This window comes from Paenibacillus sp. FSL H8-0079, assembly GCF_037991315.1.
Taxonomy (GTDB): domain Bacteria; phylum Bacillota; class Bacilli; order Paenibacillales; family Paenibacillaceae; genus Paenibacillus.
In genome coordinates this window covers 1,769,722-1,795,804 of the sequence record NZ_CP150300.1, presented here as the reverse complement: position 1 = coordinate 1,795,804, position 26,083 = coordinate 1,769,722, and the positions used below count along the sequence as shown (strand labels likewise).

General features: G+C 42.6%; 29 protein-coding genes. 6 read left to right on the top strand and 23 right to left on the bottom strand.

The features are described from left to right. Positions 1-52 precede the first annotated feature (52 nt). From MHI06_RS08065 to MHI06_RS08035, 7 genes are all read right to left on the bottom strand, one after another. Positions 53-352, bottom strand: coding sequence for an SHOCT domain-containing protein (locus MHI06_RS08065; protein ID WP_340401107.1), 300 nt, complete (start codon positions 350-352; stop codon positions 53-55). An 86-nt stretch (positions 353-438) separates the two neighbouring features. Beyond that, positions 439-798, bottom strand: coding sequence for a hypothetical protein (locus MHI06_RS08060; protein WP_340401106.1), 360 nt, complete (start codon positions 796-798; stop codon positions 439-441). Positions 799-829: 31 nt separating this feature from the next. Then, positions 830-1,570 carry an ATP-grasp domain-containing protein gene (locus MHI06_RS08055; protein WP_340401105.1) on the bottom strand — a complete coding sequence of 247 codons (741 nt, stop codon included), beginning with the start codon at positions 1,568-1,570 and terminating at the stop codon, positions 830-832. A 16-nt stretch (positions 1,571-1,586) separates the two neighbouring features. Then, the gene (locus MHI06_RS08050; protein WP_340401104.1) at positions 1,587-2,114 is read right to left on the bottom strand and encodes a hypothetical protein; all 528 of its coding nucleotides are present in this window, start codon (positions 2,112-2,114) and stop codon (positions 1,587-1,589) included. Between the two features lie 309 nt (positions 2,115-2,423). Then, a complete protein-coding gene (locus MHI06_RS08045; RefSeq protein WP_340401103.1) occupies positions 2,424-2,804 on the bottom strand; it encodes a hypothetical protein in 381 nt (126 codons plus the stop codon). Positions 2,805-2,846: 42 nt separating this feature from the next. Continuing rightward, positions 2,847-4,619 (bottom strand): HAMP domain-containing sensor histidine kinase, encoded by a 1,773-nt coding sequence (locus tag MHI06_RS08040; protein WP_340401102.1) that lies wholly within the window; start codon positions 4,617-4,619, stop codon positions 2,847-2,849. Further along, positions 4,616-5,296 (bottom strand): response regulator transcription factor, encoded by a 681-nt coding sequence (locus MHI06_RS08035; RefSeq protein ID WP_340401101.1) that lies wholly within the window; start codon positions 5,294-5,296, stop codon positions 4,616-4,618. The genes MHI06_RS08040 and MHI06_RS08035 overlap by 4 nt, the downstream gene beginning before the upstream one ends. 162 nt (positions 5,297-5,458) lie before the next feature. On the opposite strand from MHI06_RS08035, the gene MHI06_RS08030 reads away from it, so the two are divergent. The 3 genes from MHI06_RS08030 to MHI06_RS08020 are packed head-to-tail and all read left to right on the top strand — an operon-like array spanning position 5,459 to position 8,508. Beyond that, a complete protein-coding gene (locus tag MHI06_RS08030; protein WP_340401100.1) occupies positions 5,459-6,451 on the top strand; it encodes an iron ABC transporter permease in 993 nt (330 codons plus the stop codon). Beyond that, entirely contained in the window at positions 6,448-7,449 is a 1,002-nt protein-coding gene (locus MHI06_RS08025) for an iron ABC transporter permease (RefSeq protein ID WP_340401099.1), read from the top strand. Before MHI06_RS08030 ends, MHI06_RS08025 begins: the two co-directional genes overlap by 4 nt. Positions 7,450-7,473: 24 nt before the next feature. Continuing rightward, positions 7,474-8,508: an ABC transporter substrate-binding protein gene (locus MHI06_RS08020; RefSeq protein WP_340401098.1), complete on the top strand. Its 1,035-nt coding sequence runs from the start codon at positions 7,474-7,476 to the stop codon at positions 8,506-8,508. 66 nt (positions 8,509-8,574) lie between these two features. Here the strand turns inward: MHI06_RS08020 and MHI06_RS08015 are convergent, their stop codons facing one another. From MHI06_RS08015 to MHI06_RS07980, 8 genes are all read right to left on the bottom strand, one after another. Continuing rightward, a complete protein-coding gene (locus MHI06_RS08015) occupies positions 8,575-8,865 on the bottom strand; it encodes an aldo/keto reductase (RefSeq protein ID WP_340401097.1) in 291 nt (96 codons plus the stop codon). A gap of 496 nt (positions 8,866-9,361) precedes the next feature. Next, positions 9,362-9,925 carry a MepB family protein gene (locus tag MHI06_RS08010; RefSeq protein WP_340401096.1) on the bottom strand — a complete coding sequence of 188 codons (564 nt, stop codon included), beginning with the start codon at positions 9,923-9,925 and terminating at the stop codon, positions 9,362-9,364. Positions 9,926-9,996: 71 nt separating this feature from the next. Then, positions 9,997-10,860 (bottom strand): phosphotransferase, encoded by an 864-nt coding sequence (locus MHI06_RS08005; protein ID WP_340401095.1) that lies wholly within the window; start codon positions 10,858-10,860, stop codon positions 9,997-9,999. 434 nt (positions 10,861-11,294) lie between these two features. Continuing rightward, entirely contained in the window at positions 11,295-11,750 is a 456-nt protein-coding gene (locus MHI06_RS08000) for a hypothetical protein (RefSeq protein WP_340401094.1), read from the bottom strand. A 369-nt stretch (positions 11,751-12,119) separates the two neighbouring features. Then, a complete protein-coding gene (locus MHI06_RS07995; protein ID WP_340401093.1) occupies positions 12,120-12,848 on the bottom strand; it encodes a hypothetical protein in 729 nt (242 codons plus the stop codon). 812 nt (positions 12,849-13,660) lie between these two features. Then, complete coding sequence (locus tag MHI06_RS07990; protein WP_340402080.1) at positions 13,661-13,993, bottom strand: NUDIX domain-containing protein; 333 nt, start codon at positions 13,991-13,993, stop codon at positions 13,661-13,663. Between the two features lie 51 nt (positions 13,994-14,044). After that, entirely contained in the window at positions 14,045-14,260 is a 216-nt protein-coding gene (locus tag MHI06_RS07985; RefSeq protein WP_340401092.1) for a hypothetical protein, read from the bottom strand. A gap of 322 nt (positions 14,261-14,582) precedes the next feature. Next, positions 14,583-15,020, bottom strand: a complete 438-nt coding sequence (locus tag MHI06_RS07980) for an oxidoreductase (RefSeq protein ID WP_340401091.1) — start codon at positions 15,018-15,020, stop codon at positions 14,583-14,585. Positions 15,021-15,303: 283 nt separating this feature from the next. Here MHI06_RS07980 and MHI06_RS07975 point away from each other — a divergent pair, with 283 nt between their 5' ends. After that, positions 15,304-16,311 carry an ABC transporter substrate-binding protein gene (locus MHI06_RS07975; protein WP_340401090.1) on the top strand — a complete coding sequence of 336 codons (1,008 nt, stop codon included), beginning with the start codon at positions 15,304-15,306 and terminating at the stop codon, positions 16,309-16,311. A gap of 111 nt (positions 16,312-16,422) precedes the next feature. Next, positions 16,423-18,039, top strand: coding sequence for an AraC family transcriptional regulator (locus tag MHI06_RS07970; RefSeq protein ID WP_340401089.1), 1,617 nt, complete (start codon positions 16,423-16,425; stop codon positions 18,037-18,039). A gap of 146 nt (positions 18,040-18,185) precedes the next feature. Here MHI06_RS07970 and MHI06_RS07965 read toward each other — a convergent pair whose 3' ends face one another. From MHI06_RS07965 to MHI06_RS07950, 4 genes are all read right to left on the bottom strand, one after another. Then, positions 18,186-18,962: a DUF4085 family protein gene (locus MHI06_RS07965; RefSeq protein WP_340401088.1), complete on the bottom strand. Its 777-nt coding sequence runs from the start codon at positions 18,960-18,962 to the stop codon at positions 18,186-18,188. A 321-nt stretch (positions 18,963-19,283) separates the two neighbouring features. Then, positions 19,284-19,673: a hypothetical protein gene (locus MHI06_RS07960; RefSeq protein WP_340401087.1), complete on the bottom strand. Its 390-nt coding sequence runs from the start codon at positions 19,671-19,673 to the stop codon at positions 19,284-19,286. Positions 19,674-19,733: 60 nt separating this feature from the next. After that, positions 19,734-20,228 (bottom strand): NUDIX domain-containing protein, encoded by a 495-nt coding sequence (locus MHI06_RS07955; RefSeq protein WP_340401086.1) that lies wholly within the window; start codon positions 20,226-20,228, stop codon positions 19,734-19,736. Positions 20,229-20,246: 18 nt separating this feature from the next. Then, on the bottom strand, positions 20,247-20,633 hold the full coding sequence (locus MHI06_RS07950; protein ID WP_169479009.1) for a helix-turn-helix domain-containing protein: 387 nt from the start codon (positions 20,631-20,633) through the stop codon (positions 20,247-20,249). Between the two features lie 247 nt (positions 20,634-20,880). Here MHI06_RS07950 and MHI06_RS07945 point away from each other — a divergent pair, with 247 nt between their 5' ends. Further along, positions 20,881-21,468: an NAD(P)H oxidoreductase gene (locus MHI06_RS07945; protein WP_340401085.1), complete on the top strand. Its 588-nt coding sequence runs from the start codon at positions 20,881-20,883 to the stop codon at positions 21,466-21,468. Positions 21,469-21,597: 129 nt separating this feature from the next. Here the strand turns inward: MHI06_RS07945 and MHI06_RS07940 are convergent, their stop codons facing one another. The 4 genes from MHI06_RS07940 to MHI06_RS07925 all read right to left on the bottom strand — a co-directional run bounded on the left by MHI06_RS07940 (position 21,598) and on the right by MHI06_RS07925 (position 25,945). Beyond that, positions 21,598-22,239, bottom strand: coding sequence for a FusB/FusC family EF-G-binding protein (locus MHI06_RS07940; RefSeq protein WP_340401084.1), 642 nt, complete (start codon positions 22,237-22,239; stop codon positions 21,598-21,600). Between the two features lie 306 nt (positions 22,240-22,545). Next, positions 22,546-23,670 (bottom strand): hypothetical protein, encoded by a 1,125-nt coding sequence (locus MHI06_RS07935; RefSeq protein WP_340401083.1) that lies wholly within the window; start codon positions 23,668-23,670, stop codon positions 22,546-22,548. A gap of 528 nt (positions 23,671-24,198) precedes the next feature. Further along, positions 24,199-25,071, bottom strand: a complete 873-nt coding sequence (locus MHI06_RS07930) for a carbohydrate ABC transporter permease (RefSeq protein ID WP_169479013.1) — start codon at positions 25,069-25,071, stop codon at positions 24,199-24,201. Positions 25,072-25,087: 16 nt separating this feature from the next. Further along, entirely contained in the window at positions 25,088-25,945 is an 858-nt protein-coding gene (locus MHI06_RS07925) for an ABC transporter permease subunit (protein ID WP_175623691.1), read from the bottom strand. Positions 25,946-26,083: the final 138 nt, after the last annotated feature.

The window sequence follows — 26,083 nt, the reverse complement described above, 5'->3', positions numbered from 1 at the left end:
TTTTGCATGAGCAGAAAAGGAATAGCCTTTACCTTATCCGCAATCCTCTGTACTACTTGTATTTGTAGAGTAGCTTCTCTTTCTTCTGATCAAATTCATATTCCGAAATGATATTTTTCTCTTTTAATTCACCCAACTGTAGCAGTTGTTCATGAACATTCACAGGGGCCTTTTTTCTCTTACTTGATATGATTAAAGCTACAATTGAGAAAAGTAGACCATACAGGACACCCAGAATTCCCATGCCTGCTGCGGCATCTGAACCGTCTGGTGAATCGTCTAGAAAAAGAACTGCTATTAATAAAAAGTTAAGTACGTACCAAATAAGACTGACGATCGATAATGCTTTCAATGAATATTCCTCCTAAAGGTTATGTATGTCTCTATTCAAAATCAGGAGAGGTCGGTCAGAAGACTAAACATCAACCTCGTCCCAGTTTATAATGACGTATCCAGCTGAAACATCAGAATCACAATATAACTGATGTTGATTCCCAAGCTGGTCTTAACTTTCTTGATCTGATCTAAGAAATCTTCTTTGTTCATTTTTCCGTGTTCCAGCTTGGACTTCATCTTTTGTTTTTCTTTCCATAACATGTAGAACTCAAGTATAGCAAATACTCCCCATGCCAATGGATATACCAGTAACACTGCATTAGCAACTGACAATAGCATAAGGGAACCTTCATCCAAACCTTTCTCAATTCCTAGCTTAAAGCTTACATTCACGCTTAAGGTCAGAATGACTAATCCAAAACCTATGAAACTTAAATACGGTGTGAATTTGTTGCTTCGCATGTGCTCTTCCTTTCCGGCAATTTCTATTTGTCTATAAAGTTCTTAGATAATCTGTGGTTCTCGTTAATTCTGACCATCTTGCTGAGAGGAATTTCGCATAGTTTACTGGACTGATTCCATAGGTTCCTAGAGAATGGCCATCATTGATCTCTACCAGTTTCATATTTCCTTCTTGATCCACGCCAAAATCCATTCCATATGCAGCCGGTGCATCCTTAAAATCGCTAATTGCTTTTTCGATAACGCTAGCATCCAACGTTGAATCCCATACCCCTTTATAGCGCCTGATATCGAGAATTTCTCCGTAACGAACAAAACAGCGCCACTCTGTTTTGAAATCGACAATCTCAGAACACCATACGCTAGTATCCTCATTCTCCACCACAAGTCCAATAAAATCGATGTATTCTTTCACCACTGTTCCTGCAAACTTTTTGGTCGTATCCTTTGGTTTGATGAACACATTCCAACTTTCTTTATCTTGAAAAAGTTCATTAATCGTTGTACTCCACACTTTTCTTCCCAGGTAACCTGCTAAGACGTTTGGATAATCTATTTCTCCTTGTGTTCTTCCACATCCTAATTGTTCTAGACGCTTTCTTACATTGCCTATGCCTCCCACCAGTAGGCTTTCGGGGCTATTATCCTGGATCTCTCGTAAATCAAAAAACTTAATGGTTTCCCAACCCAATGAACTAAAGCCTTCATTAGCAATAAAAGCATTGACATTATAGAAGTCTCCATTGTTATTTGTTTGTATATAGGCTCTCATCGGATTCTCCTCCTCACTAACTTTCATTGTTACATAAAATGCAGCCATGGCATGACAAATACGTTTCATGTTTTCCACATTTAGGGTACCCTCTCGGAATAGTTGGTTGATCATCATCCTCTTCAATCTCAGACCATTGCAGATAATGATCCAGATTAACATTATATTTCTCGAAGGCATAAATCATCACCCTAAACTGCTCCAAACATTGTATGACCCAGTCTTTACGTGGTTCATAACTTAATTTCTTCCACCCTGCTTCGGTGATTGCAGTGGTAATCATGCGCAGCATAAACTCTTTTTCTTCATCAAAGGTGTCTATAGTCCATGGCATCTCATCAATATCGAAACCAACCGTACCGATCCCCACGACAGACTGATCTCGCTGTGCCAGCCAGATCGTCATTTCTCTCTCCCGATTCGACTTGGCTAACATTGACCCACTGATCGTAAGCACCTCTAAAAAAACTGACGTTAATCCGTTAGTCATGCGTATTGATTCAAACATAAGGTCAAGTTGCCGTGGCATTGATATACTATTCACCGTACTCAGCCCTCTTTTCCACTCCTATTCGTTTTCATCCGTTTCAGTCCAGATTGCAAATTCCCCGGCATACCTTACCTCCTACAGTTAATCTCCACAACTGACACAAGAGGAACAGCTGGAGCTGCTCGTGCAACCACTGTTTGATGAATCCACCTACCTGTCTTATCCTGTAGATGCCCCTATTAAATCCAGAAGTATATGGACGAAACTCCCATTAGTATAAATGACGACAGTCCACTATGAAATAGCCCTTGGGCATACATGCCAGGGCTCTATGTTGTTCATTTCATTTTCTTTCCACTGTTATCACATAGCTACTATTACACTACTTACCAGCATCAACAACGTTACGGGCGCCCAAATCCTTCGTTCCCATACACTTCTCGTGATCAGATTCAATATGGTCCCCAGCACCAAATAACCAACGACACACCAAATCGCTATATCTGAGAACGAAGACCATCGTGGTAAAAGTAAGCCTGATTTACTCAGAACAATGATACCCATGAATGCCAAAATCGCGATCTGAAATATGCAGGCAAAACGCATAGAAATGGGGTATTTCCCGGGAAACTTCCCACCCATGGCGTACTCTCCCCAGGGCACACCCGCAGCCAATGCAATCTGAAAGAGAATCACGATCAGAATCAGGACGATGAACACGATTGCTGACGTCAATACGATCATGACCACACTCCTACATCCATACTCATAGTGTTGGCTCTTCTGCTACTCTCTTGGGACATCCAGTGTAAAATAAAACTTGACCCCGCTCGGCGTGTTCATCACACCATAAGCTTGCTCATGCAGCTGCATGATTTCCTTCACGATGGACAGCCCCAGTCCAGTTCCCCCGGCTTGACGGCTGCGAGCATCTTCCTCTCGATAGAAACGATCCCATATCAGGGATAACTCACTCTCTGCAATCGTGGGCCCTTCATTTTCTACAGCAATGCAGACTTGGTCTTTCTCTATATCATACTGGATATGCATCTGAATGATGTTTCCTTTGGCACCATTTCGAATGGCGTTACTCAAGTAATTAAGGAGCACCTGCTCTATTTTTTCTGCGTCAGCCCAAGCATGTATGTTCCGATCTCCTTGAATCTGAATCTGCATTTGTTTGGCCTTGGCGAGTTGCTCCATCTTCTCCACGGACTCTAATGCGAGCTGGTCCACTGGGAACAACGCTTGATGCAACTTCACCGCTCCAGCTTCAAGCCGAGTAAGCTCCAGCATGTCCAGCACCAGCTTCTCCATCCGATCCGCTTCTCTTAAAATCGTACGGATATAACGCTCTCTTTTATTTTCAGCAATCTGATCCAGAAGTCCCTCGGCATACCCTTTAACAACACTAATCGGTGTCTTCAGCTCATGAGAAGCATCGGAAACAAAGCGCTTTTGCAGCTCTTCCATCCTGCTCTTGTATTCCATCTCCAGCACCAACTTCTCATTGGTCAATTGAAGCTCCTTCAAGGTACGATCCAGATTGGAAGAAAGACTGACTAAGCTTTCTGAGAGACTCCCCAGCTCATCCTTGCTATGAATAGATGAAATCGCCGAGAAATCGAGCTTCGCCATTCGTGCTGCGTTGCGATTCAACTCCAAGAGCGGACGTGAGACCAATTTGGAGAATAAAAACGAAAGAACCACAATGAGCAACAATCCTCCCGTAATACTGAAGAAAGCATAATATACCTCCAGTGCGCCAAATGCCTCGCCAAGCTGTGTTAACGGGGTTAAGGCAAATAGGTACTCGACCACCTCACCATTGCGCAGAATCGGCTGCACAAACACGAGATTGTGCACTCCGCTGACCGGTTCTTTCCACTCAATATGGATGGCTTCCCCCCGGTTCACCTGATCGTTATATTCTTGTGGCAAAGGAAACCACACCTTCAGTGCAGCTGCCATAATGCCTTCCCGGTTATTCCACTGCCCCGCTGCCGGGAGTAATAACGAGTCAATCGTTCCGTTTAACTCGATCACACGATCTTTATTCGCATTATTCGGAAGTGTTCCCACTGCTGGGGAGCCCTTCTTGTGAATAACATAGGGGGAGAATAACGAGTGCCCTTGCTCCGCATAGTATTCTCCTTGCACGGTTATACGGTCACCAGGCTGCAAGCCATACGCCGTTAAGGAAGAGATGTCCGGAAAGAAGGAGACCGCAATAGACAACGGTTGTCCTGTGTCTGTATGTATTTGAATACGGAAAGGATTATCATAACGCACCTCTCCATCCTTACTTAGAATCGCCATCTGCACATGATTCTGTGTAATAAAACTCCCCATAACCGTTGGTGTTTTCTCAGCAACCCATTTCTGCTGGGTGTAATCTGAAGCGAATGAAGCTAACTTTTTCCCTAGATCTGACGTTCGCTCATGCTCGTAAAAACGTTCAAAGAACCAGAAATGCCCTGCCACAACAGCCGCGAAAAAGACGATATAAAAGATCAGGTTCGCAACAAAAAGCTTAAATACAATACCTCTGGGTTTCATGATTCGACCTCAAACTTGTAACCGATGCGAAACACGGTCCGGATGTAACGAGCATCTGCCTCCAGTTTTTTCCGCAGGTTTTTAATATGCGTATCTACCACGCGGGAATCACCAAAATAGTCCACTCCCCATACCTGATTTAACAGATGTTCACGCGTTAACGGGAAGTTTTTATGTTTCAGCAGATGCAGCAGCACATCATATTCTTTATAAGACAGATCGACAGGCTGGCCGTTTAACTCAACCATACGTTTTCTTTCGTAGACCACCGTATTGCCAAATGTGATCATCGGATCTTCCTGTCCCACTGTGTTGTCCACACGTTTCATGAGTGTCTCTGCACGGGCAACCAGTACTCTCGGGCTAAAAGGCTTGGTCACATAATCATCAGCTCCGAGTTCAAAGCCAAGCAATTTATTCTCTTCCTCTGATTTGGCAGTAAGGATGATGATGGGCACGGTGGATCGTGAGCGAATCTGACGACACACATTCCAGCCACTCACCTTCGGAATCATCAGATCAACAATAACGAGATCCGCTGGACCGGTTTCAAATAACTCCAGTGCCTCTTCCCCGTTAGCTGCTTCGATCACATCCCAAGAGGATTGCGTAAAATAATCGCTTACCAGTTCACGAATGGATTCCTCGTCTTCTATTAATAAAACGGAACGTCTCACAATTTTCCTCCTAAAAACACATGAATCACACAACTGTTATGTATTATAGCAACAATGATAATCATTTTCATTAAAAACGCAAAAAGGGGATGAAGGTAATCCAGCATGTTTCTTTCACTTCATAACTCATCTCGTTCCTCTTCTGCTCGGAAGCGCTTTGCTATGTCAAAAAAAGGTTGGATCAGTCTGACGTTAGTTGTCCTTCTTCTGTGCGGGTGTTATCTGGCCATGATATTTCATCTGCAACCCAGTCGTAAAGACCCCATCCTGTTCAACTGGTTTGGCTGGTATGATAACGAATCACTGATCCGTTCCATAACGACGATTCGTCTACCACGGATTATAACGGCAGCTCTCGTTGGCGCTGCGCTTGGCATAGCTGGTTGTCTGTTACAGTCGCTAACATCGAATGATCTAGCCGATCCGGAAGTCATGGGGATTAATCAGGGCGCCAATATGGCTATAGCTGTGCTGATGGTGCTGCTCCAGTTCCAGACGTTCCGTTTCTTCACCGTTACAGCTTCCATGCTGGGAACAGCGCTTAGCGGCATATTGATCTATGTACTCAGCTTACGCAGTCGGTTCAGTTCCAGCAGCGTGGTGCTAACCGGACTCGTCAACAGTCTGTTCTTCAGTTCGATGACCACTACTCTGATCATCTTCCATGACACGGACCTGTATCAGCTTCTTCGTTGGATGGCTGGAGATCTGTCTGGCATGTCCTGGGACGATGTGATCTTCTCCCTATTCACTCTTGTGCCTGTATGCATCGTTTGCTGCTTGTTCGCAGGCCAATTGAATGTGTTATCCATGGGTGAAGATACAGCCATCTCCGTGGGACAGCGGTTAACGGTCATTCGAACCGGAATCATGGTTGGCATTATCGTACTGGTAGGTGCAGCAACCGCTGTATGCGGACCGATTGGGTTCATCGGTTTGATGGCGGTACATATTATTCGGACTCTAGTCGGTATTAATTACCGAATTATTGTACCTCTTGCAGCGCTTACGGGCAGCGTTCTACTGGTATACGCTGACTTGATTGGACGCATGCTTTTCTACCCGCTGGAATCACCTGTAGGACTAATCACAGCGTTCATTGGAGCACCATTCTTCATTGTCCTTATGCGCATGCGTGGGAGGAAGAATTCATGAAAAGTTTGAGAAGTCTAACCTTACGTAGCAATAGTTATCCGGTTCTAATGACAACAGTCCTGGTCATGATCGTATTGGTATTTATTCTATCGTTACGTTTCGGGGCTACCCCCGTCACATTCAGCCAGATTATAGCCCAGTTCCAGGCTCATTCAGGTACCATCTACGAACTTCGTTTACCACGCGTCCTCTGTGCCATTCTCGTAGGGATTTCTGCCTCTGTGGCGGGAGCCATTTTGCAAACGGTACTTCGTAATCCACTTGCATCCCCTGACGTCATAGGCGCAACAGCGGGTGGCGGACTTGTCACGGTCGTCGTCATTCTGCTCGCACCATTAACACCGGCGATCTGGCTTCCGTTTTATTCCATGGCGGGTTCCGTGGCGGCAAGCCTGATTATTTTCCTTTTGGCTTATCAGCGTCAGGGCAGTTCCATGATTCGGCTCGCGCTCGTGGGAATTGCCGTTAGTTCGGCATTACAGGCCGTTATTAAAATGTTGATCGTCAAATACGCCATGAGCTCCAGTCAGGCACTGGTCTGGCTCAAGGGCAGTCTTTACGCACGTAATTTGCAGCATGCCGAGCTGTTATGGCCTTGGACGGTTGCGGGACTCGTAGCCGCCATGCTGCTCGTGCGATACCTGAATGTGTTGAAGCTCGATGAATCCGTGCTTGTCTCATTAGGCACCCGAATTCGTACTGTCCGCACATCACTGCTAATCGTGGCATTGGCCTTGTCCGCAAGCGCTGCCAGCATATCGGGTAATCTCAGCTTCGTTGGACTGATCATTCCACATCTGTCTCACAAGCTGGTGGGTGAGAACTTCATCCGTTCACTGCCATTTACCGCAGCTCTGGGTGCGTTACTCGTCATGCTGGGAGATCTCATCGGCCGTGTTCTCGTACCACCGATGGAGATTCCGGTCGGCATCATTACATCGTTAATCGGCGCACCTTATTTTGTATACCTGATCATCAAGCAAGGAAAGAAGAAATAATTACACATGGAGGACTCATACACAATGAATCGTAAATCATTACTTTGGAGCTTTATCCTGATCATGACACTAGTACTCGCAGGCTGCGGGGGACAGACAGCAGGAAACACTGCTGGAGTTACCGAAGATACCGGGCAAACAACTGCTGCTGATAATTCGTCGGCTCAAGGCGCAAACGATACAAATGCAGCAGGCGGTCCATCTATTACATCCAATACAGATGGCTCTTTTGTCGTGAAGAGTGCCTGGGGAGAAACCACTTTGCCTAGCTCACCTAACAAAATCGTAGCACTACACTTTTCCTTTACGGATGAATTAGTATCGCTGGGAGTTACTCCTGTGGGGATTGCAGGCTCTTATAATGCGGAAGTGCTTGGTTATCTGAAAGATAAAGTTGAGGACTACACGTTTGTAGGTAATCACCAGCAGCCCAATCTTGAAGTGATCTCTGCACTCCAACCTGATCTGATTATCGCCAATGCCGATGTACATGGAGCCATTCGTGATGACCTGGAGAAAATTGCGCCAACCATCGCGCTCTACACCAACGGTTATGGAGACATGGAACAAAACTTCGCTGTGCTGGGAACGTTACTTGGCAAAGAAAAAGAGCATGATCAGGTCATGAGTGATCTGAACCAAAACATTGAGCAAACTCATTCTCAAATGAATGGCACGCCTAAAGTCATGGTCGTTAAAGTGCTGGAGAAAAACTTCTACATTTGGATGAAAACGTCCTATATTGCTACTTTGCTGGAGAATATCGGTGCGGAGTACAGCTTCGATGAAACCAAATCCAATCAGCAACAAACGCCGGGCAAGATTGACGTTGCAGATGTAGATCTGGAGACGCTCGTACAGGAAAATCCGGACTACCTTGTCATCTACGGCGCCCAAGCCGACCTCGACAAGTGGATGGGCAATAGCAGCTTCCAATCCATCAACGCGGTTAAAAACAACCACGTCCTGGTTGTAAATGATGAAGTATGGGCTTTGGGTAAAGGCCCGTTGTCTGGAGCGGAGATTCTGAAGGAAGCTTTGCCGTTCTTTACGAAATAAGCGTTGTAATATAAGCGTTGCGTAAAAGAGACTTTCGCGAATGAAAGTCTCTTTTGTATTACATCTTTACCCATTAAGCTGAGTCATCATTTCTTTCATATAACGTGTTCCATGGACTTCATTTTTGGGACTTACCATTTCAATGTGAGCTAAGTCATCCGGTGTCAGTTCAATATGACCATTCCCATACACATCTGCTGGATCTAGGAGTGTAACGCCAATATCCAGCGCGTGATGTATGCTCTTCATTGACTCCTCGTCATTGGTTTCCCCGTACATCCCCGGAGACATGCCCATAACACCCAGTCCAATCGAAGATACGACGATATCGCTATTTCCCAGCAATCTTTGCTTCATCTCTTCATCGCTCCATCTGTTAATATTAGTCTTTTTCGATGCTTTCCATTTGGTCTAGCAGCTTGCTTTCTGAAGGAAGCTTGCCTGTTTCTATGTCTTCATAGATGGTCAATTTGTTAATCACCGCTGCAAGGGCTTCGGCAATTTTAAGTTGGCGGCGATGTAATTCTTCTTGATATTCGTGAAGGATCGCTTTCCGTTGTGGAATGGTTGAATCCCCGTCGAGAAAGCCATGATGCTGACCCCTCCTTTATTTTCATTTTTGGAAGCATTTGGCCGGTTCTTTTACATCCTAAAGCTTAATGTTCACATTAAGGCAAGCACAAATTTCAAAAAAATAATTTAATTGACTGACGTTCACTATTTTTTATCAAATGGAGGACATCCCACACGCTTCATTGCTAGGAAATAACGAATAGAGGAGATATATCGAAAGATCTATGAAAAGCTGATATTTAGAGGGGAAAAACCTGGGGATGCTGGACTACTGTTTCTCTTAACTTAATCGCTGGGTGCCATAAAGTACCCGGGCTTGATCACAGTTCAATGGTTCGGTAACAGGTACTTCCAGGAAGTATTCAAGTTGCCACTGCTGCGTTTTGAGAGCCTGCTTACTTGTTGGATTGTCCCAGGGCGGATATACACGTATAGCCCGCTTGCCACCTTCGCCTTGATCCGATAGGATATCTCGCTGTAACAATACATGCTTCGGAAATACAAACTGACCAAAGTGGCTGCCTGCGCGCGTACTAATGACATACACATCTGCTGGATCTGCTATGTCATATGGCTGTGTCGATCCATCTTCACTCCGCTGCCATAGGGTAACAAACTGTCCAATCTTGGTTGGCGTGGTTTTGGCCACACGGAATCGAATGGAGAGAGAATTTAAGGTGAACACATATGCCCCATATTCTGCATTTTGTTCTTCTTCATGTGGTTGAGAGCAATCAAATCCACACTTGTCATAGATAAGTTCTTTACTGGCAAGTAAGTCGCCATGATGCATATCGAAGGTCGTCCAAGCATTCGGACGATTCAAACTATTTTTGTTATCCAACTTGTGATATCTCTCCTGTCTTGTATAGTCTGATCTAAGGCATTTGCGATAGCTGTAAAAAATTTGCTAGTTCAAAATTCATGACATAATCGCTTCCATTCCTGCCATGCTTTCAAGTATTCAGGCAGATCATCCGGATGATGCTTGTTACTCAGCCCAATTCTGCAATACAGATGGACCAGAGCTTCCTCTATCAATCTGGATTTATCCATATCAACTTGCTCTAAAAGTTCGAACGTAGCAAATAATGTTTCGGTGGTGATATCATCTGGCGAAGAGCTAAAAGCATACAAAAAATCATAGAGGATAGGTCCAACCAATGGAGATGGGTCAATGACGCCGATGAGTTCATTTTGATCATATACAAAATTATGAACCCCCGTATCGCCATGTAAAAGAAACTTCTCTTCTTGCTCATGAAACAGGCGATCCACTTTGGATTGGACCAGATTATAATCATCTGTCGTTAAAATACTTCCGATATTCATCTTTGCTTCATGAATGCTAATCTGATTGAATTCTTTCCAGGTCCTCTGTGGGAACTCTGTTCTACCCCATGATTCCGTATCTGAAGAACACACATATGTATTGAACAGCTCTTTCACCAGACGAGATAACCAGTCTCTTTTTTGTCCACAGTTGAAATGAGTCGTGCCCTGCATATAGGTATAAATAAAATAAGTGTTATCCGGATCAGTCAACAAAACTTCAGGCAGTAACGAAGAATTCTTATACGTGTCCAGGAACTGCTGGGCAATGTGAATCTGCTCCGGTTCATCCGATTTTAGAATATATTGCTTATTCAGATTCGTGCTCAACCGATAAACACGTCCAGCGGTGGTACCTGACAAACTTTGAACTCCAGTGATTTCTTCGTTGATATGATGCATCTTGAATAAGTCATTGATCTCATTTATCGTTGGATTGATTAACATGTGGTTCTCCTCATAATAACTAGGATCTTATCTCATTTGGTAAACATAAGGTGAGTTTAGATTCCAATTGCACAGTGGGTTGGGTTATCTTTCAAAATGGGCTCGTTCTTCTTGGTTGGAGCTAAAAATATAATCTGGGTACTGGTTTGCCATGGGTGGAAGCTGACCCTCGGGGAAAAATTGCAGATCCTTCATCTCTTCATTATCGGGCGTGAGTTGCCCGTATTTGATCCTGCATTCAAATACGATAGTCAAATATTCAACCTGATGACCATTACTGTATGTAAACCTTTGTTCTTCACCCCCGTATACTCCGATAATCTTCTCGGGTTCAATAACAAGGCCTGTCTATTCCAACGACACTCTCACCATCACATGGGCCGATGTCTCACCAGTGCGATTACCCCAGGGATGAAGTCTGTTCATTGTGTTTTTTATTTCGCTATTAATCCATTTAAAGATGAAGTTTCTTTCTCCGTTAAATTTCGTACAGGATAATCAAGCTTAGCCCATAGCCTATTAATAATGTTATCATCATTCGTTCTACCTTTAAATCCATTTGAAGTTGTAACGATCCCATTCGCATAGCTATAGATTAATCGGGTACCGTCTGTTTTATTGAAAAGGATTATATAATTTCCGTCTAATGACAGTGAATGATCACTTGGTTTGATTTCACTTAAATGTTCTATCACTTCTGCAACGTCAGGTTTCCTAGTTACTGCCATCACTTGAACTTCATTCTTACGAATACCTTCACTATAAATCTCAGCGCTAACGATTTCATCAGGATGAATGGATATCATAACTTTTTCTCTAAATATTAAAACACTAATTATTAAAACAACGATGCACACAAAGCCTATATAAATGAACGTTTTCTTCTTCACCGCGCCATCTCCTACGATTAAATTTGCTTCTATTTGTATTTCCTAGAAATCTATAAAGCGATTTTCCAACAAGCGATAGAGCCGTTTAAGGAATTATGAAATTAGCTTTTGGAGCTCGCTGGCTGAGCATAACGAACTGATCTTCTTCAGATTTCTCAGATTCGATGTCTACAAACTTGTTATATCATACAGCAAAACCTGCAGGTATCTTAAATATCTCATCAAAGACATTTGATCTAACCTCCTCTATATGAAAAAGAACATCACTATTGGCGAAAGTAGAGCGCAATGCTTGAATATTAGTTATCCGATGCTATGCCTTCTTGGATTCAACTATCGATTGAAAGTTAGCAAAGCGGCTTATTTGCATTAACATCTAGCACATAGTCCATACCTATATTTAGTGAAATTCAACCTATGCTTTAACTTGGATTGAAAGAAATCTTGATGATCTTGCATTATTCTAAAATATCCAAAAACAGGATGCTCTTCTGATAAACCAAATACCTCGCGGTATTCCTCTAATGACACTTGATGAACTTCCTCTTCACCAATAATGACTGGAACATCTGCACCCACTTCACTCCATTCAACCGATCTTGTTACATCAGATTCCTCAAAATAATAGGGTGAAGTACATTCTTCAACGGATAAGTTTTTACTTTCAGCAAGTTCAATGGCCTGATATGAATCATGACTACTACCGATGAACATATAATAGTCCCAACTAAAATGCACAAAAAAATGATCTTTGGCATACAACTGACAGTCCGCATAATTTCTTAATATCATCTTACATATCGTGCGAATTTCAATAATGCTATACGTCATATCTTCCTTAATACCGATGTCGCTAAATTCTTGTTCATATAACACAGATCGTTTATCTTCTTGTGAGATCGATCGATCCGATACTTGAATAGCCCGTAGAGTCTGCTGTTCTACTGCCTTTAAAAACTCCATGATTGTATCTATGTAAGCATTTTCAACGATAAGATATTGTTCAAAAGTGAACACATTCCCCTTAATTACCTTTCCAATTTCGGATGGGCATGTCCATTCATCTAGCACATTGTTGATTTGCCATTGATAATTCATTTTAATTCTCTCCTATAGGTATCATTTGTTCTACTGCTCTTAGCCCAATAGAGCAAAACTTTAATACAAGTCATTACATTTCTTCTTATACATTAACCTCGTCCCAGTGTATAATGACGTATCCAATTTGAATTAAAATCAAAAACAGATAACTTATACTTACAACGAGACTGAATGTAAAACTTTTATCGCTAATCATATACTCTTCTGTACTGATCTTACCATGATGTAATCGGGATTTAAGTCTAGTCTTTGTTTTCAATATTAAATATACCTCTATAATTCCGAATACTCCCCAGCCCAAAGTAAACAGCAATAATCCAGCATTTGAAACAGACAATAGAAAGAGTACGCCCTCATCCGAAGACACTTTAAATCCAAAACTCAAATTTACGACTAGGGTTAGGATAAATAAAACAATGCCAATGTAACTATAATACGGTGTGTATTTTGAACTTCTCAAGGTCACTCTTCCTTTAGGGATATTCTCACTCATTTTTCAAAACCAAAAATCGTAAAACTCTTCCGAAAACCAAAACCATAAAATCCCCAGCATCATCATAATACTTCCAATTACTTTTAATAGCACTTCTACCCATCTTGGAATCTCACTGCTCGGTGGATTGTCTTCAAATTCCCAATTGGGTTTAATACGTCTGTATCTCAAGAGGACGAAACACTTATATAGAATATCCGAAAAAAAATAAACGATTACACCCATGAGAAACATCGGGATTGATATATAACCAAATGTACTGCTGGTCCACTCCATATCGATCATTTCTATTTTATTTCGATACAGGTTCAATGAATTATCTATCAAAATGAGCTCGTTCTTCTTGCTTGGAACTAAAAATGTAATCTGAATACTGGTTTGCCACGGGTGGGCGCTGATCCTCGGGGAAAAACTGCAAATCCTTCATCTCTTCATTATCCGGCGTGAGTTGACCCGATTTGATCCTGCATTCAAATACGATAGTCAAATATTCAACCTGATGACCATTACTGTATGTAAACCGTCTTGCTTCACCCCCGTATACTCCGATAATCTTCTCGGGTTCAACAACTAGACCTGTCTCTTCCAGTGCCTCTCTTACCATCGCTTGCGCCGGTGTCTCACCAAGCTCGATTGCTCCGGCAATCAGTCCCCAGGTTGATTCATTATATGCCCATACAGCTCTACCTCCGTTTTCTTCTTATATTTTTTCGTCAATAATATGCTTGCTGTCATCTTGCTGCTTATGGTGTTGTTGCTTTTTAATTTCAGTTTTCAGATAGTGTACTTCTTTAATTAATATATCCAACTTTTTCGATGTTTTAGATGAATCTATCGCATAACGTACAATTGCAGCAAAGATAAGAACGACAATTAAACTTATAATTGAGATCACTAAAGTCCAGATAAATTCCAAAATGGTGTCCAACTCCTTGCTGTCAAAATAATAAATAGTAAAACTCTTCCGAAAACCAAAACCATATGATCCCTAGTGTAACCATAATGCTTCCTAGCACTTTTAAGATCACTTCTATATGTTTAGGGATATCACTGTTAGGAGGGTTATCTTCAAACGCGTGATTTGGTTTTATTTCTCGATATCTCATCAGAACAAATATTTTGTATAGAAAATCAGGAAAGAAGTAACACGCAATGCCCACGACAAATACGGGAGTAGATAAATAACCAAAGGTACTGGTGGTCCATTCCATCTCTATTTCCTTCATCCTCCTTTTTCCTTACTGAATTCCTGCCGTACCAAACGTATTTTCGATGGCCTGTTTATAATTTTCCCAACCAAAATAAAACGGGCCTACCTGTAGGTTCTTGTCGTTCAATATGAAATCTCTCCAGATCACAATATCATCTTCCCTATCAATCTTTACAGAAATAAATCCACACTCCTCATCTCCACACCAGGGACACACTAAAATGGGATATCTATAATACATGGATTCATGTGGTTTCTTAAGTAAAAAATAATCAATAAGAAGCCTTTGATATTCATCGCTTCCCCATCCGAGACAAGGTACCAAATCATGTTTTTTCAGCCTTTGATAAAGCGATGTACCATCAATAATGATGTCAGCAAATTTCGTGTTTTTATTCCCATCCTGTTCAGGATCGAACTCGTCGTATCTTGAAGCTAATTTCGTTTCTAGGGTGCTAATCTTCACTACATTCCCTCCTATTTTGCTTCTTGACCTCTCTCATTCTTCCTCTATGAGAATGTCAGCACAAAGAACATTGGTTAATAGTACCATTTTATTGAAATTAAAATAAAGGAAATATACTTTTTAAATTCATTAACGGAACCGCTCTTGTTAAATGTACATTTAAGACATATTTCGAAAAAGGATCATTTTTACTCAAAAGTCCATTGAATTAATCCGTCCTGCTACTTAAGATAAGCAAAGCACCTAAATGAGAATAGATATCAGTAGAAGGAGTGGCAGATGAATGACATTTACTAAAAAAGGCTTTTCTATAATTAGCATGATCTTTGTGCTTATCTTCGTACTTACTGCATGCGGCGGGGGAACTGTGAAGGAGGAGGCTGGGGCGGTACAAACAGAACAAGCACCGGCATCATCTGAAAATACATCTACAGAACCGCGTACTGTGGAGCATATTCTTGGAAAAATTGAAGTGCCTGCCGAGCCTCAGCGTGTTCTTGGATTATTCGTTGAAGACGAGATGAGTGCACTTGGTGTTAAACCAATTATGCAGTACTCAAGCGGGACCTATTACCAGACCTATCTTGAGGATTATTTAAAAGATGTACCGAAGTTCGACACAGCTGCATTTAACTTTGAAGCAATCATGGCGGCACAGCCAGATCTCATTATTCTGGGCTTCCAAGGTTGGGCAGATGGCGGCACGTATGAGAAATTGTCTAAAATTGCTCCCACCTATGTATTTACAGGTAGCGAAATTCAATACCCTCAGAACTGGAAAAAGAACCTGCTTACTGTAGCTGATCTACTCGGAAAGACAGAACAAGCACAAGACGTAATCAAGAAGCGCGAAGCAGAAACGAAGCTTGCCAAAGAGCAATTACAGGTCGCCGCTAAAGGCAAAACAGCAGCTATGATTCGCATTCATGCCAGTAAAGAAATGCGATTATATGGAGGTCCCGGAGGTCAGGTAGGCACAGCATTATATGGCGACTTTGGATTGGAGCCTGCTCCGATTGTACGCAAGTTGGCATGGGGAGAGGATATGGATATCCAAGCCATCTCGATGGAAACTATTCCACAGATCGATGCAGACTATATTTTCCTCGCTGTAGATGAAGGACGAGAAGAACAGGCTACAGAGCTTAAAGAAAGCAAGTTATGGAAGACGATCCCTGCGGTTAAACAAGGTCATGTCTATGAAGTCCGTGGTGATGTATGGATCACCAATGGTCCACTCGCTTATGAGAAAAAAATGCAAGATGTCATGAATGCGATCATTCCTGACTAATAAACAATCACAAAGAAGAAGCTAGTTCACCTCATGGTTGACTAGCTTCTTCTTTGTCATTTAATATAATGATAATAATTCTCATTGTATGCAGGAGGAATCTGTGACTTCATGAACAAAAGCACCGCGAATAGGAACTCCCCCCACCCTCCTACTGCCTTTCATTCATATTTCTTTAGGTTTGTTGATATTGAATCCGTAACAATTAACACTACGCATCAGCTACTTCCCGACGTTAGTCTGAGTTACAGGCTGATTGTTGTATCTGAAGGCTCAGGCAGCATACTTATAGACGACAGTTGTTACCCTGCTATCACTGGAGATTGTTATGCAGTCTCTCCTGGCGCTAAGCTTATTGTCACTTCATCTGTAGAAAAGAGGGATTTTCATTATTTTGATGTCACCTTTGACATCATTTCTGCTCAGCCTGACGACGGCATGCGGCATCCTTTCGCGAATAACAAAATTACCATCAATCCTTTTGTTCGTACACTTGCAGTGCTACGCAAGCTAATTGCCCTGAAGCATCCTGAGAGCGAAGAAGAACATCTAAGCTACCATTTCCGTTTCCAGAAATGGATGCACACATTGCTTAAGCAAAATATAATTAAATCCGAAACCGTGACATCTTTGCATGCGGTGGAACAGAGTGTTTTATTTTTGAAAGACCATTTCAATGAAGAAATTAGTACGAAACAATTGGCTGAACAGGCCGGGATTGGTGTCAAGCAATTCATTCATTTGTTCAAACAAATCACAGGCGTAACGCCTCATGAATATATATCAACGCTCCGTATACGCAAGGCAAAGGAACTACTGATCGTTTCCAGACAACCGCTTGCTGAAATTGCAGAGCAGGTCGGCTATCTGGACAGTTATTATTTTAACCGTCGCTTTAAGCAGATCACAGGCGTCCCGCCGCGAGTATATGTGAACACGAAACAGTACAAAATCATGTCGATGAGTTATGTATGTGCGCTACTGGCACTTGGCATCAAACCGATTGGCGCACCTGCCTATCATTTGGGTTATTATGCTGGGCGTTTAGGACAGAACATTACGAACATTGGAGACAAATCGATCTTTTATTATGACAGAATGAAAGCTCTGAAACCGGACCTAATTATCAGTTGTGACACGATAGACCAAGAAACACAACAACAACTGGAGCATATCGCTCCCATAGTGACGATCCCTTGGATGGATCTCCACGCCACGGAACATTTACAAGCCATTGGTGATGTATTTGGGATGGAGAAACAAGCAAAGAGCTGGATTGACGATTACGAACTGAAGCGTGAGGTGGCACATCAGCGAATCAAGAGGTATGTAAGTAAGGATGAGACCGTTGGCCTGCTCGTGATTGAAGGGTCAGAAATATATGTGCTGGGAGACCGGAATGCGGGCGAGATCATGTACCGTTCCTTCGGATTGCAGCCACCGCCACTTATTCAACATTTGCTTGTAGAACACCCTAACCAGTATGGTAGAAAAGTAGAGGTGGAACAGCTCTGGCAATATGAAGCAGACCGGTTATTTGTCATTGTATATGGGGCCGAAGCTGCCCTAACCTATAAGCAACTGCAGCACAACCCTGTGTGGAGGCAGTTGTCCGCTGTCCGTCAAGGTAAAGTACAAACCATGGATTCGGAAAAATGGATCTATTATGATGTTCTATCATTATCGGGACAATTGGATGACGGGATTAATATACTCGCGAAACGATGATACGTGTTCTACACGCTTCAAACCGATTGCAAGATAAACCGGATTGTATATTTACCTTTCTCATCAGAGTCGTCACTTTATCGGTAGAGTTCGTTGTGTACATTTACTTTACCAAATTGACGACTCTTGCTTAGCATCACTGCACCCTACTCCTCTTCTGCAAGAATATCAGCACAGCGAACAATCAATTCAGGCATATCCTCTCCATCAAATAGAACGTGAAGTTCATATCCGTTATCGATCCGATACAGCTCTTGATACAGCCAGTAACTGCCGACAATCTCACCGTCTTGCTTGATGATTTCGGGTGCAACGAGCGTAAGTTTATTTATGTTGGTGAAGCCCCCACGGGTGTCAAAACGAATAACCACTTCATCCCCTGTCAGTAGTTCTGTCACTGTACAATCATGATATTGAATCCGGCTACGAATTTCATCGGGAATATCCTGCGCTAAAATGGCTTCCCTGTATTCATTCGATACACGCTCCATCTCTCTCCTATTTTCTGCACTCTGTTTCTTTAACTGTAGCATCACTTCTCTCGTGCAATAACCCAACGTAAATACACGGATATCCGCAATTTTCTCAACGATTTCTTTAGGTAAACGCTCTTTCTGGTTTTTACAATCCCATTCCAGATTGTTTTTAAACTCTTGCTTGTGGCTCAACTCATCAAAAGGAGGCCTCACATCATAATCTGCGATTAATTTTTCGATCCGCTCTTTTTCTTCAGCAGGCATCTGGTATATTCTTTTATCGTTTTCCAATATTTCATTTCCACTAAAGAACTTTTCAGCAGGCACAAAAACATGGCCATGTTGCTCCAGCAAAAAACGAGGATCTGTATTATACATCTCACGCTGAAACTCTACATACTCTTTTTCTTTTCTTTTATAACGTCGCAGGAAAAGTGCTTCGTCCAATTCGTAAGTTCCTCTATGTACCCTCATCCCAAAATGAAGCCCTGTCCGCTGACAAAGCTCATACCATTCTTTCGTTCGATATCTCATATGCATCTCTCCTGCTAATTTTTAGGAATCTAAATCTACTTTGCTATTGGAGCATAGAACGCTTTAATTAGTGACGATACGAACTCCTGCATCAGACTCCTCTGTTTCCGGGAATTCCCCATCTGGATCATCACATAAGTACTCACCGCTCATTTGAAATTGCTATTGTTTTCACCGCTACTCCTCCAAAATCTTCAGCCTCAACGATTCCTTATACTCAACAGACGTACTGGTCTACCCCAAGGTTTGAAAAAATTTATGTTTGATCTCTTTGTCGTTTCGCGCCGCCCATTCATGCACAGCTTCTACGCCTGCGGACTCCTGACCTCGTTGAAAATAAAAACATAGATCCATCGGCACTAACCGTTTACCATAGAGTTTGATGCCAATCCGTCTGTAATTCATATAAATACACTCAATCTGAGATGCATCATATCTCTGATGTTTCATAGAAATCACATGATCACTTTCTAGCGTAATACTGGGTTTAGTGAAAAACAAACGCCAGATCAGAAAAATGATATAACCCAGAATAAAGGTCAATATAACGATCAGGGAGTACTTCGAAATACCATTTTTATCGTAAATACCATCCCTGAAAAGTATAGCTTCAATGACCAACATACATAGTAGGCTCAACCATGCTCTTGGATAGATCGTTTTGTATGTGATGAGTTCTACCTCCTAATCATTCTCTCCATTAATCCGAAGCCACTCGGAAGGGGCTTTTCTGGCAAAATGCTTTTCAACAAAATCCAAAATGTCATCAATGCCAGGCAATGCCACGTTTTCTCTGGCTTCGTCAAACGTCATCCATTGGTATTCGGTATGTTCATGATTTAACCGGACAGGCTGGTCTTCATGCACATATCCTACGAATACGGGAGCAATATAGATATACTCCTCCTTTGGTGAATAATATTGTTCGAATTGATTGGCAGAATACAACCGGACTTCCGTAATACCTGTTTCCTCATGAACTTCTCTAAGTGCAGCTTCCCATGCCTTCTCGCCCTTTTCTATCCCGCCCCCAACATAACACCACTCGTTATGCAAAATACGACCAGCCCGTTTCAGCATCAGTACACGGTATTGATCCAGGCTCTTCTTCAACAGAACTACAGCCACGCCTTCACAACGAATGGGAACTGCCTGTTTCACGTGCTCTGTACCATCCACCTTCTCGTGCCCCTCTCTTCAACTTTCCTGAGAATCGAAATCCTCCAATACTTTGAACTTATCCCCGTGGATTTTATCTAGATGCTCTTCTCCCCAATAACACAAATGGTCCAGTGCAGGCTTGAGCCCCCAACCGTAGTCCGTTAACTCATATTCCACTTTGGGAGGAACCTCCGAATATACCTTTCGCTGCACAATTTCGTCCTTTTCCAGACCTCTGAGCTGTGTTGTCAGCATCTTCTGCGTAATGTCAGGTATCAATCTTCGAATCTCCGACGTGCGTTTCCGACCTGTCATCAAGTGGTAAATAATCAAAGGCTTCCATTTTCCACCCATCACTTCCAAGGCCGCTTCCACCCCAACTTTATATTTCTTTGGAGTGCTTGTTTCTCCATGTTCCGTCATTTTTGAACCCCTCCATAATCAGGCTGTATCCTAAGTGAAAATATACACTTTTTGCTGTTCTTCTTTATATTATTTAAGCTCATTTCGAGGCATTCATTTAGGGTACTTTAATGTTCCTATGGCACTTCATTCTTCCTAGAGAACATCAAAGTGCGTACTTCCAGATGTTTTCATACTTGTTTATAATAGCATCAGCCATTGATTTATGGCTACAAGACCGCAATCCAGAAAGGTAGTGAAAGATAAGATGAACGTACTCGTAGTAGTATCCCACCCGAGAAAAGATTCCCTGACCTTCCAGGTTGCTGATCGTTTTGTACAAGGTCTTACCGAGGCTGGTCACGGTTATGAGATATTGGATTTGCATGGAATTGGATTCGACCCCATTCTTCGAGAGATGGATGAACCGGACTATACCCAAGAAAATCAGGTGTTCTCACCTGAGGTTGAAACGGAGATGAAGCGGTTGAAGAAACACGATGCTGTGGCTTTTGTGTTTCCTCTCTGGTGGTGGCATCTGCCAGCCATGTTGAAAGGTTATGTGGATCGTGTCATGAACAACGGATTTGCCTATGGCACGAACAAACTTCCTCATCAGCAGATATTGTGGATCGCTCTTTCCGGCGTGACGGAAGAACAGATGCATAAGCGCAACTATGGGCAATCGATCGCCAATCTGCTCAATGTGGGTATTGCCGATTACTGCGGTGTATCCCAATCAAGGGTTGAGTTTTTATATGAAACGTTGGAATCCAAGCCTGAGCATTATGAGGCACTGCTGAACCATGCACATCACTTGGGACTGAACTATGCCAACGATACTTCGACTCCATGATCGTATGAGAAAAAAGGTATGACCCGAATATGAATTCTGAAGTTTTGTGGTACGTTCAATGGCGAATCACTACGCTTGAACACGGCAAAAAGGTCGCTCCGAAGAGCGACCCTGCCTGTGTGTCTTGCATTATTTTACTGTCGAGAGAAGAAACTTCTCCAGCATAGTGATATCGGTAATACTATGGTTGCAAGCTGTGTTATCCATGCATACGTACTGGGCAATGGAAGAAAAGTTGTCCGGCGAATGAGCCTTGGTCTTCACGTTGAAGAATCCGAGCTCCTGATGACGATGACAGAACATACAGTACCCTTTTTTGTTCGTGGGTGTAATCCGTCCCTCAATACCGAGGAATCTGCCTTCGTACGGGTACACGATGAACAAACGACTCGTCGCAATGTCAGTCCATCTCAGATAGGTAGTACGTGCGTAATCGACTAACTCCAGATCCGGCACTTTGAGCCTCTTGGCCTTTGGAAACAGCTTTTGGATCTGCTTGGCTGATACTTGCGGATATGGAATCAGATATGATTCGAGCTGGTTCAGATGCGTCTGAAGTTCATGTGCCGTCTCATACGTGGATAACTGCTCCAGCAGTTGTTTTTGTTCTGGAGTCAATTCATTGAAGATGCCAACTGCATTCGTGCCGACCGTATAACGGACGGTTTCCAATACTTTTCGATCCACGACCGAGCGTAGCGTTTTGAGCAGGAAATCAGCTTGTTTTTGAATATAATTAAATTGATGATTATAAATAAATGGTGTTTGCATGGCTTTCAGCCCCTTATTTTAATTGGAAGAACAAATAAGGTGCAAAACCTGTGGGTTGAACCATTATGTTGATGTTGATTCCAGGGCAAACGATCTCATTTTTGTCGCGCCCTACACAAAGTCCGCCCCTATTCAGGCTTTGCGTAAGGCTTTCTAGCGAACGAGCAATCCGGCATCATCGATATTGCCACGTCATAACCCCCAATGCAGTAGATATATCGGAATTATAACAGGGGCCGCATAGTGTAGGCAACGGCTTTAGAGGAGACAGCAAAGCTTTGAAGATCCATCTTTAATTTATTTATTTTAAACCGTTGGAGCCAAGTTCTCAGACTGCAACCTCAGTAACTTGGCATGAGGGATGCTTTCTTGCAAATCTCCATTCATAACATCGATCGCTTCCCATTCGACGAATACAACAAAGTTTTCCGTGAGTATGGAATAATCGGACCAATTCGTCTTTTCATTAAGGGCATACGCAACCTCTTTCCACAAGCTCATGCCTTCCTCCCACCAATCTCCGTTGCTACGCCAATACATAATAAGAGTTCGAAGTTTCTGAATTAAATGTTGATCCGTAAGTTCTTGTTGATCGTTCATTGGATGATCTCCTGAATTCCAGATCGTGTAATAATATTCATCCTCATTATTATCATTTTCTTCTACTTGTTCATCTCTTACTTCTTTCAAACCAGGATGGAAAATAGGTGAGTATACGGTATGCACTTCATCATGCAAGTAGATCGACATAAAACAATATTCTTTACCTGATTGATTCTCACAGAGATCGCTAATGATTTCTTTTAAAGCTTGAAAGAGTTCCTCCTTTACCGTTTCTCTGAGTATTAAAACTTCCTCAGATGGCATCCTTATGTAGATAACACCTTTGGCCCCATCTAACACTCGCAGGAGATTTCCTTGCTCATCATATTCGAAATGGGTTCGAAGAAGGTGATCAAAATAAGCATCATTTTCGTATTGGGGTTGGTATATTTGAACCAGAGTAGTCCCCTCGTAGATGTAGTCTTCAACCTCTAATTTATCGAATCGAGGGAAATATTCCATAGACCGATCAATCAATCCACCTTGCAACAAGTACTCTTTGATGGAATCCAAAATCCCATCCACAAACGTTCTGGTAGTCATTTTATTTTCTTCATAAGTAATATAAGCATACCCATCAATTAACTCATCACAAGCCGAGACTCTAATTCTGTCATCTTGATCAAACTCATAATATGTATCCGTCTCTTCATCTGAGATATCTCCAGGGACTTCGCCTTGGCGTGCATACCAATACGGAGCAATGTCATAACGCTTGCTGGTGGTATATTCTCTTCTATGTATTGATGCTTCAGCATCTTCCTTATAAAACGTATAATTCTCTTGAGCATCTTGACTAAGCTTTACATAATATTCTTTGTCCATCATGATTTTTGCTCCTCCGTGTTAAAATCCATGTCTCTTGTAAATAGCCTGTACTCTTTCTCTTGTCCAACATTCTCTCAAAGAAAAAGAGAGAATTTCTTCTCTCTTTCCATTTTAGTAAGACATCCGACCATAAGTTCGATAATCATGAGGTACTGGACGATAGAATTCTTCATGAACCATGTTCTGTTTGAATTGTTTTCGAAAGCTTTTTTGAGTGAGTCTTCGAATGTCCTTAACCTCATTATTATAATAATGCTTGGTTTTTCTGTGATTTCGATACTCATTTAATTTCTTGATTCTGGGGTCGAAATCTCTTTTAATTCTCTTCCATGTATCCAGGTTCTTGCCTAGCTGTTGCAATTGCCATGCTTGCATTTCGTCGTTATCATTGAACAATAAGATATGGATTGGTACTATCTTACAACAAATTAATAGGATTGAAAATATTAACACAAAGAAGCCACCTCCCTGGCCTTCCCCAGTTCAGTGACTCCTTTTTCACAACCCTATTCTAACCCCTACATTCAACTACTCCTTAACAGCACCAACCACGATTCCCGTTACAAAATAACGTTGCAGGAACGGATACACAAGCAGGATCGGCAGTGCGCTGATAAAGATCTGCGAAGCCCGAATCGTCCGTTGGGACAGGTTCGCTACTGCTTCCGGATCAAGCTTCGACATGTCGGCCTGCACGATGATCGTCTGCATGAATGTCGCGAGTGGCAGTTTTTCCGCATCACGGATGTAGATGATTCCGTCAAAGTATGCGTTCCAATGCCCAACCATCATGAAGAGCGAAACCGTTGCAATAACGGGTACGGAGACAGGCAGATAGATTTTGATAAACGTCTGAAAATGTCCTGCGCCATCGATAAATGCCGCTTCCTCCAGATCCTTCGGAACGGTACGGAAGAAATTCAGCAACAGAATGATGTTGAACACGGCAACCAATCCTGGCAGGATCAAGGCCAACAACGTGTTCATCAGTCCCAGCTTCAGAATCAGGATGTACCCCGGAATGAGGCCACCGCTGAACAGCATCGTGATGACAAAATACCACAGATAGATGTTACGTGCGCGGAACACCCGCGTCTCTTTGGAAAGCGCATAGGCTGCAATCGTGTTAACGATTAACGCAAGTCCAGTACCAAGTACCGTCCGCTCCACAGATACCCATAAGGAGGAAAGGAAATTGGTATTGGCAAATGTCTTGGCATACGCCTCCAGTGTAAATCCAATTGGCCAGAACGTTACGAGACCAGCATTTGCAGGTGCAGATGCGCTAAGTGATACCATCAGCAAGTGATACAAAGGCAGCAAGCAGAGCAGTGAAAGGATGGTCAGTAACACATTGTTGAATATGCTGAATATGCGGTAAGGCATCGTTTTATGGTACATTCGTTTGTCATCCTTTCTAGAAAATTCGATATCCGGCGAATCGGTAAGCCAGTCGGTACGAGATCACAATCAGGATCAGGCTGATGACCGATTTGAACAGATTCACAGCGGTAGCGAAACTGAACTGCCCACTTAACAGACCTTCTCTATACACAAACGTATCGATAATATCTCCTTGTTGATAAATCAACGGACTATATAAGTTAAAGATCTGGTCAAAGTTGGCGTTAAGCACATTCCCCAGTGCCAGCGTTGCGATTACGATCCCAATGGGAATCAGTGCCGGGATGGTAATATACATCGTTTGCTTCCAACGTCCCGCTCCATCCACTTCAGCCGCTTCATAGAGTGCAGGGTTAATGCCAGACAGTGCCGCGAGGAAGATAATCGTGTTGAAACCAAACTCTTTCCAGACATCACTCGCAATAATCGTGAACCGGAACCAGCTGCCATCCCCCAGGAAGAAGATCGGCTTGATACCAAATACGGATACCAGGAACTGATTGACAATACCCGTCTGCGCCAGAATGTCGATCAGAATACCTGATAGTGTAACCCAGGACAGAAAGTGTGGAAGATACACGAGCGTTTGAATCGTTCTTTTCAGCGCCATCTTCCGTACCTCGTTGAGTAATAAGGCAAAGATAAACGGAATGATGAGATTCATGACGATCTTCGTACAGGCAAAAAATAGCGTGTTCCACGTAATTTGCAGGAAATAATCATTTTCCCACATGTACCTGAAGTGTTTCAGTCCTACCCATTCGGAATTGAAAAATCCCAGTGCAGGTTTATAATCTTGAAATGCCATCAAAATCCCGGACATCGGAATGTATGAAAATATAAAGACCATAATGGCCGCCGGCAACACCATAAAGTGCAGAATCCATGGCTGTTTGTAGCGTTTTTTTCTCTTTTTATCCAGCTTGTTCCCAACGTTTGCCTGCGGGATCCGCTTACCCTCCAATTTAGCCTCCATAGCGCTTCTCCTGTTCCCAAAAAAAGTTTTTGT

Bases quoted from the DNA above. Each gene is read 5' to 3' on its own strand.
- MHI06_RS08060 (WP_340401106.1), bottom strand. From the start codon at position 798: ATGCGAAGCAACAAATTCACACCGTATTTAAGTTTCATAGGTTTTGGA.
- MHI06_RS08055 (WP_340401105.1), bottom strand. From the start codon at position 1,570: ATGAGAGCCTATATACAAACAAATAACAATGGAGACTTCTATAATGTC.
- MHI06_RS08045 (WP_340401103.1), bottom strand. From the start codon at position 2,804: ATGATCGTATTGACGTCAGCAATCGTGTTCATCGTCCTGATTCTGATC.
- MHI06_RS08040 (WP_340401102.1), bottom strand. From the start codon at position 4,619: ATGAAACCCAGAGGTATTGTATTTAAGCTTTTTGTTGCGAACCTGATC.
- MHI06_RS08030 (WP_340401100.1), top strand. From the start codon at position 5,459: ATGTCAAAAAAAGGTTGGATCAGTCTGACGTTAGTTGTCCTTCTTCTG.
- MHI06_RS08025 (WP_340401099.1), top strand. From the start codon at position 6,448: ATGAAAAGTTTGAGAAGTCTAACCTTACGTAGCAATAGTTATCCGGTT.
- MHI06_RS08020 (WP_340401098.1), top strand. From the start codon at position 7,474: ATGAATCGTAAATCATTACTTTGGAGCTTTATCCTGATCATGACACTA.
- MHI06_RS08015 (WP_340401097.1), bottom strand. From the start codon at position 8,865: ATGAAGCAAAGATTGCTGGGAAATAGCGATATCGTCGTATCTTCGATT.
- MHI06_RS08005 (WP_340401095.1), bottom strand. From the start codon at position 10,860: ATGTTAATCAATCCAACGATAAATGAGATCAATGACTTATTCAAGATG.
- MHI06_RS07995 (WP_340401093.1), bottom strand. From the start codon at position 12,848: ATGAATTATCAATGGCAAATCAACAATGTGCTAGATGAATGGACATGC.
- MHI06_RS07975 (WP_340401090.1), top strand. From the start codon at position 15,304: ATGACATTTACTAAAAAAGGCTTTTCTATAATTAGCATGATCTTTGTG.
- MHI06_RS07970 (WP_340401089.1), top strand. From the start codon at position 16,423: ATGAACAAAAGCACCGCGAATAGGAACTCCCCCCACCCTCCTACTGCC.
- MHI06_RS07960 (WP_340401087.1), bottom strand. From the start codon at position 19,673: ATGTTGGTCATTGAAGCTATACTTTTCAGGGATGGTATTTACGATAAA.
- MHI06_RS07950 (WP_169479009.1), bottom strand. From the start codon at position 20,633: ATGACGGAACATGGAGAAACAAGCACTCCAAAGAAATATAAAGTTGGG.
- MHI06_RS07945 (WP_340401085.1), top strand. From the start codon at position 20,881: ATGAACGTACTCGTAGTAGTATCCCACCCGAGAAAAGATTCCCTGACC.
- MHI06_RS07940 (WP_340401084.1), bottom strand. From the start codon at position 22,239: ATGCAAACACCATTTATTTATAATCATCAATTTAATTATATTCAAAAA.
- MHI06_RS07935 (WP_340401083.1), bottom strand. From the start codon at position 23,670: ATGATGGACAAAGAATATTATGTAAAGCTTAGTCAAGATGCTCAAGAG.
- MHI06_RS07930 (WP_169479013.1), bottom strand. From the start codon at position 25,071: ATGTACCATAAAACGATGCCTTACCGCATATTCAGCATATTCAACAAT.
- MHI06_RS07925 (WP_175623691.1), bottom strand. From the start codon at position 25,945: ATGGTGTTGCCGGCGGCCATTATGGTCTTTATATTTTCATACATTCCG.